This is a genomic window from Rhizobium sp. 268 (assembly GCF_036571585.1).
Lineage (GTDB): Bacteria > Pseudomonadota > Alphaproteobacteria > Rhizobiales > Rhizobiaceae > Rhizobium > Rhizobium redzepovicii.
Map to the genome: position 1 here is coordinate 65,924 of NZ_JAPPSO010000005.1, position 14,953 is coordinate 80,876.

10 protein-coding genes and 2 pseudogenes are annotated in these 14,953 nt (G+C 60.0%); 6 read left to right on the forward strand and 6 right to left on the reverse strand.

Annotation, left to right across the window (positions count from 1 at the left end; all coding sequences use genetic code 11):
- Positions 1-10: 10 nt before the first annotated feature.
- Entirely contained in the window at positions 11-1,765 is a 1,755-nt protein-coding gene (locus tag OS035_RS11275; RefSeq protein WP_331813682.1) for an adenylate/guanylate cyclase domain-containing protein, read from the forward strand.
- A gap of 212 nt (positions 1,766-1,977) precedes the next feature.
- Here the strand turns inward: OS035_RS11275 and OS035_RS11280 are convergent.
- Positions 1,978-2,316 (reverse strand): annotated as a pseudogene (locus OS035_RS11280) (IS110 family transposase); the annotation flags it as partial.
- Between the two features lie 270 nt (positions 2,317-2,586).
- Here OS035_RS11280 and OS035_RS11285 point away from each other — a divergent pair.
- Positions 2,587-3,357: an SDR family NAD(P)-dependent oxidoreductase gene (locus OS035_RS11285; RefSeq protein ID WP_183854768.1), complete on the forward strand. Its 771-nt coding sequence runs from the start codon at positions 2,587-2,589 to the stop codon at positions 3,355-3,357.
- A gap of 352 nt (positions 3,358-3,709) precedes the next feature.
- On the opposite strand, the gene OS035_RS11290 is transcribed toward OS035_RS11285, so the two are convergent.
- From OS035_RS11290 to OS035_RS11300, 3 genes are all read right to left on the reverse strand, one after another.
- Positions 3,710-4,876: a sulfite oxidase gene (locus OS035_RS11290; protein WP_064246706.1), complete on the reverse strand. Its 1,167-nt coding sequence runs from the start codon at positions 4,874-4,876 to the stop codon at positions 3,710-3,712.
- Positions 4,877-5,378: 502 nt separating this feature from the next.
- The gene (locus tag OS035_RS11295) at positions 5,379-5,522 is read right to left on the reverse strand and encodes a hypothetical protein (protein WP_183777812.1); all 144 of its coding nucleotides are present in this window, start codon (positions 5,520-5,522) and stop codon (positions 5,379-5,381) included.
- Between the two features lie 242 nt (positions 5,523-5,764).
- Positions 5,765-6,649, reverse strand: a complete 885-nt coding sequence (locus OS035_RS11300; RefSeq protein WP_310807778.1) for a LysR family transcriptional regulator — start codon at positions 6,647-6,649, stop codon at positions 5,765-5,767.
- Positions 6,650-6,774: 125 nt separating this feature from the next.
- Between OS035_RS11300 and OS035_RS11305 the strand changes: the two genes are divergently transcribed.
- Positions 6,775-6,960, forward strand: a complete 186-nt coding sequence (locus OS035_RS11305) for a 4-oxalocrotonate tautomerase (RefSeq protein ID WP_003594927.1) — start codon at positions 6,775-6,777, stop codon at positions 6,958-6,960.
- A gap of 218 nt (positions 6,961-7,178) precedes the next feature.
- On the opposite strand, the gene OS035_RS11310 is transcribed toward OS035_RS11305, so the two are convergent.
- Complete coding sequence (locus OS035_RS11310; RefSeq protein WP_331813683.1) at positions 7,179-8,087, reverse strand: LysR family transcriptional regulator; 909 nt, start codon at positions 8,085-8,087, stop codon at positions 7,179-7,181.
- 151 nt (positions 8,088-8,238) lie between these two features.
- Here OS035_RS11310 and OS035_RS11315 point away from each other — a divergent pair, with 151 nt between their 5' ends.
- Positions 8,239-9,918 carry a GMC family oxidoreductase gene (locus OS035_RS11315; RefSeq protein ID WP_331813684.1) on the forward strand — a complete coding sequence of 560 codons (1,680 nt, stop codon included), beginning with the start codon at positions 8,239-8,241 and terminating at the stop codon, positions 9,916-9,918.
- A 20-nt stretch (positions 9,919-9,938) separates the two neighbouring features.
- Positions 9,939-12,462: pseudogene (locus OS035_RS33565) on the forward strand (CoA transferase).
- Positions 12,463-12,629: 167 nt separating this feature from the next.
- On the opposite strand, the gene OS035_RS11330 reads toward OS035_RS33565, so the two are convergent.
- Positions 12,630-12,821, reverse strand: a complete 192-nt coding sequence (locus OS035_RS11330; RefSeq protein WP_097625710.1) for a DUF6494 family protein — start codon at positions 12,819-12,821, stop codon at positions 12,630-12,632.
- Positions 12,822-13,152: 331 nt separating this feature from the next.
- Here OS035_RS11330 and OS035_RS11335 point away from each other — a divergent pair, with 331 nt between their 5' ends.
- A complete protein-coding gene (locus OS035_RS11335; protein ID WP_183777818.1) occupies positions 13,153-14,925 on the forward strand; it encodes an adenylate/guanylate cyclase domain-containing protein in 1,773 nt (590 codons plus the stop codon).
- Positions 14,926-14,953: the final 28 nt, after the last annotated feature.

Sequence of the window (14,953 nt, forward strand, 5' to 3'; positions counted from 1 at the left end):
GGAGATGGGGGTGCCAACGGGTCAGGCCAAACGCAGGCTTTGCGCTATTTTCGCCGCCGATGTGGCTGGCTATAGCCGCCTTGTGGGTATTGATGAGGAGGGCACCCTTTCCCGGCTGACCATGCATCGCCGCGACGTTCTTGATCCGGTTATCCTGAGGAATGGCGGCGGTATTGTCAAAACCACTGGTGATGGATTGCTCGCACAGTTCGCGAGCGTCATTGATGCAGTTCGATGCGCGGTCGAAGTGCAAACTCTTATGGCCAGTCGCAACGCCAGCGAGGCCGACGGTATGCGCATGGATTTCCGTATCGGCATCAATGTCGGAGATATCCTGGAGCAAGATGGTGACATTTTCGGTGACGGCGTCAACATCACCGCACGGCTCGAAGGCATAGCCGAACCCGGCGGTATCTGCGTTTCGGCCCGCGTGCGGGACGATGCGGCGGGGAAAGTTGACTATGCCTTCGACGATATGGGTGAGCAGGCACTGAAGAACATCGAGCATCCGGTCCGCGCTTTCAGGGTGCGGGTTGTGAACCCTCCCACAGTCGGCCCACCCGGGCAGGCCACGTCACTCGGCAAACCGTCGATTGCTGTTCTGCCATTCCAGAACATGAGCGGCGACCCGGAACAGGAGTATTTTGGTGATGGCATAACCGAAGACATCATCACCGCCTTGTCGAAGGCGCGAGGCGTCCTCGTCATCGCGCGCAATTCGACCTTCGCTTTCAAGGGCAAGGCAGTGAGCAGCCGTCAGGTCGCTCGTGAACTTGGCGTTCGCTACGTCCTGGGAGGCAGCGTTCGCAAGGCAGGGGATCGCCTACGGGTCACTGGTCACCTTGCTGACGCGACCAGCGACAACCACATTTGGGCGGAGCACTACGATCGGCCTATCTCCGACATCTTTGCGCTGCAGGACGAGATCACCGCCAATGTTGCCGCAGCGATTGAGCCACAGCTCTACGCCGCCGAGAACCTTCGCCTGCAGAGCAAGCCGCCGGAGAGCCTCGACGCCTGGGGCTGTGTCGTGCGAGCAATGCCCTATATCTGGACATGGGTTTCGCAAAAAGACGACACGGGGATAGTGCTGCTGAAGCGGGCTATCGAACTGGACGCCGGTTATGCGCGGGCGCGTAGTCTGCTCGCTTGGATTTTCGCCACGCGGGTTGCACTCGGCAATATGGATTTCGAGCGCGGCGTATCTGACGGATTGATTCTTGCCCAACGGGCGATCGACCTCGATCCAGACGATCCCTGGGGACATCTGGCCGCCGCCTATATCTTTACCTTTACGCGGCGCTTCGGCCCAGCAGTTGAAGAACTCAATGAATCTTTGCAACGCAACCCGTGCTTCGCACTGGCGCGAGTCATTTTGGCCGTCACCTACGCTTATGCAGGGCTTGCGGAAGAGGGTTATCGCCAGCTGGAAATCGCGAGTCGACTGAGCCCCCGCGACTTCGCGCAGCCCGCGAATTTATCGATCGAAGGCCTATGCCATCTGATTGCGGGCCGCTACGCCGACGCGGTTACTGCCGAGCGGCGTGCTGTTCAACTACGGCCCGACTTCGGTACTGCCTGGCGGACGCTGACGGCAGCCGCGGGCCTCACTGGTGATTTGGAAGTTGCACGACAGGGTCTCGCCGAGTGCAAGCGCCTGCAGCCAAACCTCAGCATCGCCTGGGTCGAGAAATACCACCCGCTAATCCGAGCGGAGGACCGCGCCAGATACATCGAGGGTTTGCGACTGGCGGGCCTGGAGTAAGTCAGGCTCGGCAATTATTGGGGCGCGGCATCCTCCAACGTCCCTCATGCTTGAGATGCGCAGCCCGAAAGGGCGAAGCCTCGAAGCAAGCAGCAACGCTGCTTCTTGCGTGTATCAACGCCTGACCCGCCCTCCATTCGAGGCCCTGCGGGACACCTCAGGATGGGGCTCTCTTGGAGTGGCGCGCGGCCGTCGTCGATATGGGGGATCTGTGCCGGCCGCATCGCTCTGGCGAAGTGGAGAATGACGCGGGCATCGACCTGATCGGTCTTGGCCAGACGGCCGCTGGCCCTGGCGAAATCGCGGATCTGGCGGGGATTGACGACGGCGACAGGAATATCGGCGGCCATCAGCGCCCTGACGGTCGCCATCTCGTAACCGCCGGTGGCTTCGACGACGACAAGCTCTGCGCCGGCTATCGCCGTCGCGAGCGCGGCCCGGCCTGCTGCATCGTTGTCGAAGCGGACAACGGTGCGTTTGCCTTCGACAGCAACGTCGAGATGCGCCTTCGAAACATCGATACCGACCATGAAAGTTTTGGGGGCATGCATGGGGTGCTCCTCCTTGCAACGCGGGCTCAAGGCCCAACCAACCGTTCGAGCGAAGACATGGCGACGGAGATGCTCGCTGAGGCGCGAGTTCAAAACCCTAGGATGACACGCATCCCCGCCGCACAGCCGCATTATACAGCAACGGCAACGTACAAGGATGAGGCTCTCGTGGAGGCCGGCGCTGCGTTTCCCACCCCCGTAATTTGTGGAACATCTGGCATCCGCCCGGCGACCCTGTCATAAATTGATGTCATCGAGGGAGGCACGATCATGCAGAAGAATGCGCCGGACTTCAGCCTTGAGGGCAAGGTGACTTTGGTGACGGGAGCGAGCCGTGGGATCGGTCGAGCTTGCGCGCTTGCCTGTGCCGCAGCGGGCTCCGATATTGTTCTGGGGGTCCGCGATGTCGCGGCGTCGGCGGGACTGGTTGCCGAACTCGAGGGGCTGGGACGAAAAATTCTCGCTGTTGAACTGGATATTCCCAACAAGGCCCATATCGCCCAAGCCGTCGATGCAGCGCTTGGTACATTCGGCCGGATCGACGTCCTCATCAACAATGTCGGTGTGGCTCCCGGCAATCTTGCGGAACTCGTTGAGGAGAAGGACCTTGACGAGATCCTCGATGTCAACATCAAGGGCACCTTTCTGATGACGCAGGCAGTGGGGCGTCAGATGATCAAGCGCAATGGCGGCCGGATCATCAACATCAGCTCACAGGCCGGCACCGTGGCGCTGCGCGGCGAGGCCATCTATTGCATGAGCAAGGCGGCAATCAATCACCTGACGCGCTGCCTTGCCGCCGAATGGGCAGCCTATAATGTCACCGTGAACACCGTATCGCCGACCTTCATCCACACCGATGGTACAGCACCTTTTCTCTCCGATGCCGACAATCGCAAAGCGACGCTCGATCACATTCCACTCGGCCGGATCGGTGAAACCGATGATGTGGTGGGTGCCGTCGTCTTCCTGGCATCGCCGGCTGCGAGCCTGATTACCGGCGCCAACCTGCTGGTGGACGGTGGATGGTCCGTCGCCTGAGGCCGAGGCTGCTGTGGTGCAAGTCTTATCCGGGCGATAACGACAATTTCCCAGATTGGGATCACCTTCCATCACCGGCAAATGCGATGGCTATCCGCGATTTCTATCGGTATGACCTGGAGAACAATGGGTGTGCCCGCTTCGGGCACTTTCCGCCGAGACAATTCGTCGCTTTCGGCCCAAGGAAGCCATCCAAGGTTGGATCACTTAAAGACTGCTTCGCGCCTAAAAGCGGAAGTTCGTCCCGCGCACGCGAAATACGCTTGCTCGACAGCAATGACGAAATGACCCCCTGTTCGGCATGAGGTCAAATCGGTCCTCCTTGAGGTGTATGGCCGGCTCGTAGACCTTCTCAAGCAATGCCGATGCGGCGCGTGACTTGGCCGTTGCTTTCCCAGTAAGTATGTTTCTTGGTAATCCAGGGATCATCCATGGCAGGCTGGATTTGTCCCGCCATGTCAGTGGCGCGCGAGGTGACCGTGTGCTCGCCCTTTGATGGGTCTTTCCAGTCGAGATACCACACCTTCCAAGCGAATTCAGCTTCTTCACCATGGTCGATCGTCGCTTCAAGCCATGGGCCATCATCAACCTTCACTTCGACCTTGGCGATTGGAGCGCCCCACGCTGCACCGCTGATCCTGTATCCGGCATCGCTACGCGTCACTCTGGCAGGCGCGGACTTCAGCAATGCACGGCCGACCGAGGTCTCGGCCCACACGGTCTCACCATTGTGCTCTTCTTCGCGGATGGTGACATAGTCTCGTCCCATCAACAGACTCATGAAGCGCGTGTTGCGTATCTCGATGCGCTTGAGCCACTTGACGTTGGCTATGCCATACCAGCCCGGTGCGATGAGCCGCACCGGGGAACCGTTGGGTGGCGGCAGGGCGACCCCATTCATCTCGTAGCAGAGGATGTTATTGGGGCTCATCGCATCGGCGAGCGACATGCTGCGGGCGAAATTCTGATGCATCTTGACGTCGCGATTATCGTCCTTGAGAGCGATGTCGCCGACATCAGTGCCCCAAAAAACAACTTCGATGCCGTTTTCCTTCACGCCTGCCTCTTCAAGTATGGCGGCGAGCGGTGTGCCAGCCCAGCGGGCATTGCCAATGCCGCCGGTAAAAAATGGAAAACCGTGATTGCCCGAACATTCCACCGTGAAAACCACCTCCTGGCGCGGCCGTGCCTTGAGGTCGGCAAGCGACAGGCTTAGAGGCTTCTTCACTAACCCATCGATTTCCAGTTTCCAGGCATTCGCATCAATGGTTGGCCGATCAAAATGGGCGATGCTGAAGAACTTCTCATTTGGTGTCACCCATGAATCCATATCCTCCCAGACAAGCTGGCTCTGGATGACCGCCGGAACGGGATTGGGCTGCGGCTGGTCTAGCCACGGGATCACGGTCTCACCCGCCCGGCTTGGAAAGGCTTGGGCAAACTGTGAAGTGAAGACCGCCAGTGCGGCGACGGCTGCGCTGCCTTGAACGATGAATTCGCGGCGTGCAAGATCATACATGATGGTTTCTCCTCCAGTGTGAAAGGCTGATTTCTCCTCCAGGCATAAAAGTCACAGCGGCCGGAATCGCACAAAGGAGAGGCCGGCCGAGGCGGGCAGTCTTGAGAGCGCTCGGAACGAGGCGAGTTAGAAGCACGCCATGTCTTAAGGCGGCGCCTCCCGCTCTCAGTCGCTGGCTCCATCAGGTCCCAGCCAGCGACCTGCAAACGTACGCCTTATGTGCGTTCGTGGCGAGGGCAAACATCAGGATTCGCTAATGAACGCCCGATAGCTACAGTCAAAGATAGACGTATCCGCCGATAGCGGTCTTGCCGTTCGGTGAGAGAACGCTCGTTTGTTGCTAAACTTCCCGACCGGGAAGACGACCGACGGTATGAGCACCAGCTATTCTGGAGAGCCGCCTGGTTACATCACCGATCTCGCCACCACTCGCCCCTGCGCCGCAGCACACTGCAAGACGCCCTCCCGCGCGCAGCGGGTTCATTCTTCGGCCACAAATCGGTCACCCCTCGAGCGAGAGCCACATCCGCTTCTGGCGCGTAAAGCGGAAATTGCCCGCAGCCGCCTGTGGCGTGTAGTGGCCATAGCCCCGCAATGCCACTTGATCCCGAATCTCGAAATGATGCCGCCCCGGTGTATGCGGCATTCCGCTTTCCCGTTCCGCTCTCAACCCTTCGGATCGTTCACGCAATTCGGCGGTAATCCGGAAGATGCCGCCGCCGGACGTGCTCCAGCGAATAACTTCCTGCCGGCACTGTCTCGAAGGCAAATGTCCACGAAGCCGTGCGCCGACAGCGCCTCGAGATCAGCAAAGATCGACTTGCAGGCTGAGAGCGCGAGCTTATAGGCCTCCGCACTGTAACGGCCGTCGGCCTCGACCGAGCTTCACTAGCCAAACCGTTCCACCAGGAAATCGATCACCGTCCGCAGCATCGCTGTCGGCCGGCGGTTCGGCGCGTAGACGAGGGACATCGGCACTGGCTTGTAGGACCATTCCGGCAGCACCTGCTCAAGCCGGCCTTCAGCGATATCGGCGGCGAGCAGCAGTTCCGGCTGGAGCACAATTCCCGCACCGCTGAGTGCGGCCATGCGAAGGGCTGCCCCCTGGTTGGTGGAGAATTTTCCGGAAATCAACACATCGCGCATTTCGCCCCCCGGCCCGACCAGGTGCCAGCGATCCTGCATGCGCCAATAGGAGTGGCCGAGGCAGAGATGGTTCGTCAGAGCCTCCGGCGAGGTCGGCCGGCCATGGCGGGCGAGATAATCCGGTGAGGCAGCGAGAATCCGCCGGTAGGGCGTCAGCGGGCGGGCGACCAGGCTGTCGTCGGAGAGCGGGCCGATGTGGATGCCGAGCTCGAACCCCTCGCCGACGAGGTCATGGACATTGTTGTCGAGCGACAGCTCGATGCTGACGTCGGGATAGGCGTTCTGGTAATCGACCAGCGCCGGCACCAGGATCTGCGTCCCGAAGCTGACCGGCGCAACCACGCGAAGCCGTCCACGCGGCGCCGATTGCAGTTCGCTCGCCGAAGCCTCGGCCAGCGCCACTTCGGAAAGCGCCCGTTTGCAGCGCTCGTAATAGAGCTGGCCGACCTCTGTGAGCTGATGGCGTCGCGTGGTGCGATGGATCAGCTTCGACCCCAGCCGGGTCTCGATGGTCTTAATGTGCTTGGCGACCATGGCAGGCGACACTTGCGCGATCTCCGCGGCCGCCGCGAAACTGCCGTTGTCGATGACCCGGACAAACATCGCCATGCCGGCCAGCTTGTCCATGATTGCCTACCTGTAGGTTTCGAATGACGATACCTGCAGCCTATTTATCAACCAAGGAATTTACAACATGGTCGTCATGCCCGCACCAAAACGACGGACATCACCAACCTGACCAAGGAGAAACCATGCCTATTCTTCACCTGCAGATGCATCCCGGCCGTACCGACGATCAGAAACGCGCCTTCGCCCGCGAAGCGACCAAGGCCGCCGTCGAAACGCTGGCATGCCCGCCGGAATCGGTGGAAATCCTGATAACGGAGATCGCCAAGGATTCCTGGGCGGTCGGCGGCAAGCTGAAATCCGAGGCCTGATTGACGACCCGCAGCATCGAAGGCTCGAGCTGCGGGACGCCACCATGCTATTGGACAGGGAGCCGGCACGCGGCTTCCGTGTTGACCGCGTCGGGCGACCGGTTGACCTACTGGCTGCTGCGAATCCACCGCCCGCAAGCTGGGGGCACCTGGCTTCGCCCGGACTTAGGCTTTCGGCGCATCAGAATGGCGGAGTTATCCCCTAAGCGGACATTTAGCTACTGTCGCTTGAAGTGATATGTCAAGCCCGCTGTCAGTGCCGCCAGCAGCCTGGCACCAATGCGCGAGTTGAAGAAGGCGGCCGGTCCTACGAGGTAATAGCCCCTGTCAGAGACGAGAGGTTCGTCGTCCAGTGTGACTAACAGTCCATTGGCGAGCAACTCATCGATGACACCCTTCCATCCGAGCGCTATGCCGTGGCCCATGAGCGTCTCGTGGATTGCGATGCCGTGATTTGTCACCTCAATTCCACCGTCGATGATGGCGGAGCCCGGAGCACGCGCCTCGCGCCAGTCTTGCCAGCTGAACCACCTTTGATCGCGGTCCTCCAAGTGAATAAGCGGACCATTCTCAAGTAGCGCTGATCGTGGCTGGTCCAGCAGTCGACAGGCGAGTGACGGCGCGGCGACTGGCACTACCACTTCCGGCATGAGCAGGTGACTTGTCTGGCCCGCCCAGTGTCCATCACCAAAGAGAATGGCACAATCGACATCATTGAGGGGAATGTCGCTGTCGCGTTCCGCCGTCGTCACCCTGACAGCAAGGTCGGGTTCGCTCTGCTTCAACTTCGAGAGCCTGGGCATCAGCCAGAACATTGCGATACCGGGATAGGTCGAGAGAGTAAGGCCGGGTTTGCGGGCTTTCTGCCGCAAGGCACCCGTAGCACGAGAGATATCCTCTAGTGCAACGGATATTCGGTTGTAATACGCCATACCCTCAGGCGTCGGGGTCGCAACCGTGGCATTGCGGTCGAACAGCCTTAGACCGATATCTTTCTCCAATGTCTGAATCTGATGGCTGACTGCCGGTTGGCCAACATTCATTTCGCTGGCAGCCTTCGTGAAGCTGCGCAGGCGCACGCAGCTTTCGAACACTCGGAGCGCTTTTAGAGGCGGGAGGTCTCGCATTGTTTATGCTCCAATCCGGGGACCGGCTACTTTAACAAACTCATCGAAAAAAGTAATGACCCCATGAAACTTTCCGGCCTTTTCGGAGGTGGCCGTTTCGTGCGATCCAGAGCGCATGGAGAGACGCGTTTGCGACGGCAGGATGGGAAGAATGGACGACCGGACTTTCGATTACATCGTCATTGGCGGCGGCACTGCCGGATGCCTGCTCGCCAACCGCTTGAGCCGCGATCCGTCGCGCCGCGTCCTCCTTCTGGAAGCAGGCAAGAAGGACAACTATCCCTGGATACACATCCCCGTCGGCTATCTTTATTGCATCGGCAATCCGCGCACCGACTGGCTCTACAAAACGGCTCCCGATCCGGGTCTAAACGGCCGTTCACTGCGCTATCCCAGAGGCAAGACGCTTGGTGGAAGCTCATCGATCAATGGAATGATCTATATGCGGGGACAGGCACGGGACTACGATGCCTGGGCTGCAGAAACTGGAGACGCCAGCTGGTCATGGGATCAGGTTCTGCCCTATTTCAAGGCCCATGAAGACCATTACCGCATGGATGGCGGCGCGGACCCCGAAACGGGCGGCAACAGCCGATTTTCCGACACGCATGGTCACGGTGGTGAATGGCGGATCGAAATGCAGCGCCTTCGCTGGGATGTGCTGGAGGCCTTTGCCGATGCTGCAGGTGAAGCAGGGTTTCCAAGAACCGACGATTTCAACAGCGGCGACAACGAGGGTGTCGGATATTTCGAAGTCAATCAGCGATCCGGCTGGCGCTGGAATGCCTCCAAGGCTTTCCTCCGCCCCGTACGCAAACGGGCCAATCTGACGATCCTGACCGAGGCGCATGTCGAACGCCTTGTGATCGATGCCAAGGCAGCCGGAAGGAAGGTCTGCAAAGGTGTGACGGTTCGTCATCGCGGGCAAAAGGTCGAGTATGCGTCCCGCCGTGACGTCATCCTCTCGGCGGGAGCCGTCGGCTCTCCACAAATCCTGCAACTGTCCGGCATCGGGCCGGGTGCGCTGCTGCGCAAGCACGGCATCGATGTCGCTATCGAGTTGCCGGGAGTTGGAGAGAACCTTCAGGATCACCTTCAGATTCGCGCCGTCTACAAGCTCACCGGCGCACGGACGCTGAACACGCTGGCAAATTCCATAGTGGGCAAGGCGATGATCGGGCTCGAATGTGCACTGAAGAGAACGGGACCGATGAGCATGTCGCCGTCGCAGCTGGGTGCCTTTACCCGGTCCGATCCGTCTCAAGCGCATGCTAATGTGGAATACCATGTGCAGCCATTGAGCCTCGATGCCTTTGGAGAACCGTTGCATGGATTTCCGGCTCTGACCGCCAGTGTCTGCAATCTCAATCCCACGAGCCGCGGCAGCGTTCGGATCACCTCAGCACGGATGGAAGACGCTCCGGAGATCGCGCCCAATTATCTGGCGACGGCAGAGGACCGGAAGGTGGCCGTGGACAGCCTGAGACAGGTTCGCGTCATCGCCAGCATGCCAGCACTACAAAAATATAGGCCGCAGGAATGGAAGCCCGGACCGCAATTCCAGGATTATGACGAACTGGTCAAGCTCGCGGGTGACATTGCCAACACGATCTTCCACCCTGTGGGTACGGCGAAAATGGGCTCGGACAGCGATCCGATGGCCGTCGTGGACAACCGTCTGAAGGTACGCGGTATCGACGGACTACGCGTGGTCGATGCCAGCGTCATGCCCACCATCATCAGTGGCAACACCAATTCGCCGACACTGATGATCGCCGAGAAGGCGGCATCCATGATCCTGGAGGACGCCCGCAAAGTGGTGGCGTCCTGAAACTCGGCCCTGTTTGCCTAATGAAGCGAGACAAAACCATGAACCGTCAAGCGCTGCCCTTCCACGGCATCAAGGTCGTCGATTTCGGCCAGTATATTGCAGGTCCCGCCGTTGCCATGATTTTTGGTGATTTCGGCGCGACGGTCGTTCACGTCGATCCACTGTCCGGTCCGCTGTGGGACAATCCGGCGAACGCGACATTGAACCGAAACAAGCTTCTCGTGAAGCTCGACCTCAAGTCCGATGAGGGCCGTCAGCAGGCGCTGGCGCTGGTGGCTGAGGCCGATGTGGTCATCGAAAATTTCAGGCCCGGCGTGATGAAGCGGCTCGGAATCGACTTCACCGCCTTGCGTGCGGCGAGACCCAATCTGATCACCGTGTCGATCCCAGGGTTCGCATCCGACGACGAGCTGCGGCGCGACTGGCGTGCGTTCGAGGCGGTCATTGCAGCCTCATCCGGCGTCTTTACCGACATGGGGCTGAACCGCGTACTTATGGGCGTGAACCCGTCGTTCTCTCCCCTCCCGCTCTCATCGGCCTACGGAACGATGATCGCTGTTTCGGCAGTCGCCATGGCGCTGCAGGCCCGACAGGGTACCGGCAGAGGCGACCATATTGAAGTCCCGCTGGCGAGCGCCTTGATGGAGGGGCTAACCTACAACTCCATCAAGATCGAGGACTATCCACTCCGCTACCAAACGCAGCGCGAGCAGGAGATCGAACGCCGCCGGGCTGCTGGGCTGGCGATGGATGTGTCGTATGACGATCTCCAGGCCTTTCTCGATCCGTTTTACCGGAGCTACCCATGCAAGGACGGTCGAAGCTTCTACGTCGTCTGCCCGAGCCACAAGCAGCATGCCAAACGCTGTCTCAAAACCCTCGGCATCTATGACGAACTAATCGCCGAAGGTCTACGGGAGGAACCGAACACCTATCTGCCAGTTGACGAATGGACTTCAGACGTGTCGCTGGGCGTGTATCCCCTACCGAAATACTGGGCCGACAAGATCACGGCTAGAATGAAGGGCGTCTTCGTGACGCGGACGGCGGCGGAATGGGAAAAAATATTTGGCGAGGGCCAGTTTCCGGGCGCACCGCATCGATGGCTTAAAGAGTGGATCGGCGATGAGCATGCCAAAGCGGCCGGACTGATGATCGAAGTCGACGACCCGGTCTATGGCCGCATGACGCAGCCGGGGCCGATGGCGTGGCTTGAGGAAAGCGGTGAAGCGATGCTGACACCGTCCCCGCGCCGGGATGTTGCGTTTCCTGCGGCGCTGGCGGGCATTGAGGGACATCGAGCCGACCCATCCGGACCCAATGCCAGTACCTGCTGATAAAGCGGGCTGGCTGGAAGGTGTCAGGGTACTCGACCTTTGCAACGTGATTGCAGGGCCGCACTCGGTCTCCTATCTCTCGCGTTTTGGTGCCGACGTCATCAAGATCGATCCCGCTACGCCGTTCTTCGATTGCTGGAACACGGTGATCTTCGGCATGACCCACATGCGGGGAAAGCAATCGGTTCTTCTGGATATAGGCTCAGCCGACGGCCGCAAGGTATTCGAAGCGCTTGTCCGGTCCGTGGACATCATCGTGTGGAACGCGACAGACCGGCAGGTAAAGTCCATGGGACTGGACGCCGAAGGCCTCCGCAGTCTCAACCCCGATGCCATTTTTTGCCAGCTTGATTGCTTTGGCGGCGTGCGTCGCGGGCCGCGCACCGATTACCTCGGCTATGACGATCTCGTGCAGGCGGCAACGGGCATCATGTTGCGTTTCGGCGGCTCGATGCAGACGCCGGAAGAACATGCCCATGTCGGCACAATCGACGTGATGTGTGGTTTCGGTGCGGCGCTCGCGGTTGCTGCGGCCCTCTACCAGAAGCGCAAGTCCGGGAAGGCTGGACGAGCGCGGACGTCGCTCTCCGCACTCAGCGCTCTCGCCCAGATGCCGTTTTGTTACGATTATGCCGGACGAGCGGAGTTCAACGAACCGTCCGGACCTGCAGCACGCGGCTATGATGCCTTGCATCAGCTCTACCAGGCAAAGGATGCCTGGATCGTGATTGCCGCCTCACGGAAAGACCTGACCCGTTTTAAGCATGTGGCCGGGCTCGAAATGCTACCTGGCCTGCCGAGCGGCGAATGGGAACGAACGCTTGAGACCGTCATTCCGACCGTTTCTGCGGCCATATGGATCGAGCGCTTCCATGCCGCAGATATCGGCGCGTCGATCTGTAATAACATTGAGACAATTCGCGCCTCGTCGACCCGGTCAGCTGACGGTCAGCCGGGAATTGATCGCGGCACTTACTCCTTCTCGACCTACAAAGACCATCCAAGCGGTCATGTGGTCACGTATCTCGATCCCTATGGTGTCAGACCGGCGGATGCAAAAGTCTTTGCGTTGCCGCCAGCAGAAAAGTACGGAGGGTCGACGCGACAGATATTGTTGGCACTGGGCTATAGCGAATCAGACATTGGCCAGTTGTTCGCAAGCGGGGACGTCAGCGAGAGCTGGAGCCGGGAATATCTTCCGAGCTGAACGGAGCATCAGTAATGCTCACCACTTGTTTGTATGACCAGTTCTGGCCGCTTGTGGCGCGAAGGGGAAAACCGCAGTCGGTCCAGAGCGGCCATGCTTCGATTGCGCGCGGGCGTGGACCATGAACTTGGGGCAGCCGGACGGTTCGCACGATCGCTTCGCCCGGCCTACGGAAGTTCAATTTCGCCGTCCACCACGTGGTTGAGGCCGGTGCCTTCCGCCGTTAGCGTCATGCGGACCTTCAACGTCTTGCCATCGAACTGCCCCTTGCGCACCGTCTCCTCGATCTTGCGCTGCGAGGTGACGCCGACTTCCTTCAGGAACTTGCGGATCGACATGTTGAAGGCGTCTTCGCTCATGGCGGAACTCCTCTGTGTGCGGAAGGGATGTTAATGGAAGGTAAATCGTCAAGGAAGCAGCAATGACGCCACATGCCCCAGAATCTGACGTAAAAAATTTCGGCTACCTAGATGGGCGTTAGGGGCCGCTTCGGGTCGAGGCGCGACATTTGCGACATCAGTGGCAAGGCGACAGCGACAGTTGACCGCTCCCGGCCCGAAAGCAGACATCGTCGACGAACACGCTGTAGGTCGGAAATGCACCAGAGAACTTGATCTCAGCCGAGATCGCTCTGGGCAGAAGTTCCCCTGTCTCTGTCTTCCTGCTATCGTGGAGATGGGAGACGGCTCTATGAGCGAGAATCGCAAGCTGGCCGCAATTCTGGCCGCGGACGTAGTCGGATACAGCCGGCTCGCCAGCGAGGACGAAGATCGCACCCTGGCAAGGTTGCGGGCACTGCGCAGCGACCTGATCGATCCAACCATCGCAGTGCACAACGGCCGTGTCATCAAGCGCACTGGTGACGGAGCGCTGGTCGAATTCCGCAGCGTTGTCGATGCCGTGCGCTGCGCCATCGAGGTGCAGAACGGCATGGTCGAGCGCAACGCCGGCGTTCAGCAGGATCGGCGCATCGAGTTCCGGATCGGCATCCATCTGGGGGACGTCGTAGAGGAATTCGATGGCGACCTGATGGGCGACGGCGTCAACATCGCCTCGCGTCTCGAGGGTATCGCGGCCCCCGGCGCTATTTGCCTGTCCGAGGACGCCTATCGCCAAGTCAGGGCGAGACTCGATCTCTCCGTCAGCGATCTCGGCAACACGCAACTCAAGAACATTGCCGAGCCGATCCGGATCTATTCGCTCCAGGTCGGCACCGCCGCGGAGGTAAAGCCAGGAGTGCCCGCCGCCGCCGTTGCTCGTGCGCCGGCCGCATTGCCGTTGGACCTCTCGATTGCCGTGCTGCCATTCGTCAACATGAGCGGCGATGCCGAGCAGGAGTACTTCGCTGACGGCATCTCGGAAGACATCATCACAGCTCTATCGAAGCTGTCGCAGCTGTTTGTCATCGCTCGCAACTCGTCGTTTACCTTCAAGGGCCGGAATGTGAACGTGCAGGAAGTGGGCGACAGTCTCAAAGTGCGCTACGTGCTGGAAGGAAGCGTTCGCAAATCCGGCAACAAGGTGAGGATCACCGCGCAGCTGATTGATGCCACCACCGGCGGGCATCAGTGGGCGGAGCGTTTCGATCGCGACCTGACCGATATCTTCGCAGTGCAGGATGACGTCACGCAGCAGATCGTCGGCGCTCTGGAACTCAAGCTGACGGCCGGGGACCACCTGCGGCTCGCGACCGAGCAGACGCAAAATCTGGAAGCCTATGACTGCTTCCTGCGGGGCCGTGAACACATGTGGCAGCTGACGAGAGAGCAGAACATTCAGGGCCGGCAATTGCTGCAGCGCGCCGTCGATCTGGACCCGAAATTCGCCCCGGCGCACGCGTTCCTCGCCGTCACGCACGGGCTGGCCTACGTTAACCAGTGGAGCCGATCGCCGTCGAAATCGCTGGAACAGGCGACCGAGGCTGCGACGCTGGCGGTGGCGCTCGACGATCGGTATCCGTACGCACATTGGGCGCTGGCCGTCGTCAACTTGTACCTGCGACGACTTGACGTGGCCATCCGCGAGGCTGAACGCGCGATTGCGCTTGCTCCCAATCTTGTCGAGGGCCACGAGAGCCTCGGAAACGCGCTGCACTATGCGGGCAGATCCGACGAGGCCCTCGTCTGCTTCGAGCGGGCGATCGCCCTGAATCCATATTATCCAGACATTTTTCTGCACTTCCATGCGCAGGCGATGTTCCAGTTGGGCAGGTACGAGGAGGCTGTTGTCTTCCTGAAGCGACGACTAGTCCGCAATCCAGCCACCGACATCTCACGTGTGTTGCTGGCGGCGAGCTATGGTCACTTGGGCTGCTTGGCGGAGGCTCGCGGGCAGTGGGAGGAAGTGTTCCGGATCAATCCCGATTATTCCCTGGAGCACAGGCGCAAAGTGCTGCCCTACAAGAACCCCGCCGATTTCGAGCGCATTGTGGATGGACTGCGCAAAGCTGGCCTCACCGAGTGATTGCATTCCATCGCAGGCAGTCGTCCCA

Excerpts from the sequence above, each read along its gene's own strand:
- OS035_RS11285 (WP_183854768.1), top strand. The coding sequence starts at position 2,587 with ATGCAGAAGAATGCGCCGGACTTCAGCCTTGAGGGCAAGGTGACTTTG.
- OS035_RS11290 (WP_064246706.1), bottom strand. The coding sequence starts at position 4,876 with ATGTATGATCTTGCACGCCGCGAATTCATCGTTCAAGGCAGCGCAGCC.
- OS035_RS11295 (WP_183777812.1), bottom strand. The coding sequence starts at position 5,522 with ATGCCGCATACACCGGGGCGGCATCATTTCGAGATTCGGGATCAAGTG.
- OS035_RS11300 (WP_310807778.1), bottom strand. The coding sequence starts at position 6,649 with ATGGACAAGCTGGCCGGCATGGCGATGTTTGTCCGGGTCATCGACAAC.
- OS035_RS11305 (WP_003594927.1), top strand. The coding sequence starts at position 6,775 with ATGCCTATTCTTCACCTGCAGATGCATCCCGGCCGTACCGACGATCAG.
- OS035_RS11310 (WP_331813683.1), bottom strand. The coding sequence starts at position 8,087 with ATGCGAGACCTCCCGCCTCTAAAAGCGCTCCGAGTGTTCGAAAGCTGC.
- OS035_RS11315 (WP_331813684.1), top strand. The coding sequence starts at position 8,239 with ATGGACGACCGGACTTTCGATTACATCGTCATTGGCGGCGGCACTGCC.
- OS035_RS11330 (WP_097625710.1), bottom strand. The coding sequence starts at position 12,821 with ATGAGCGAAGACGCCTTCAACATGTCGATCCGCAAGTTCCTGAAGGAA.
- OS035_RS11335 (WP_183777818.1), top strand. The coding sequence starts at position 13,153 with ATGAGCGAGAATCGCAAGCTGGCCGCAATTCTGGCCGCGGACGTAGTC.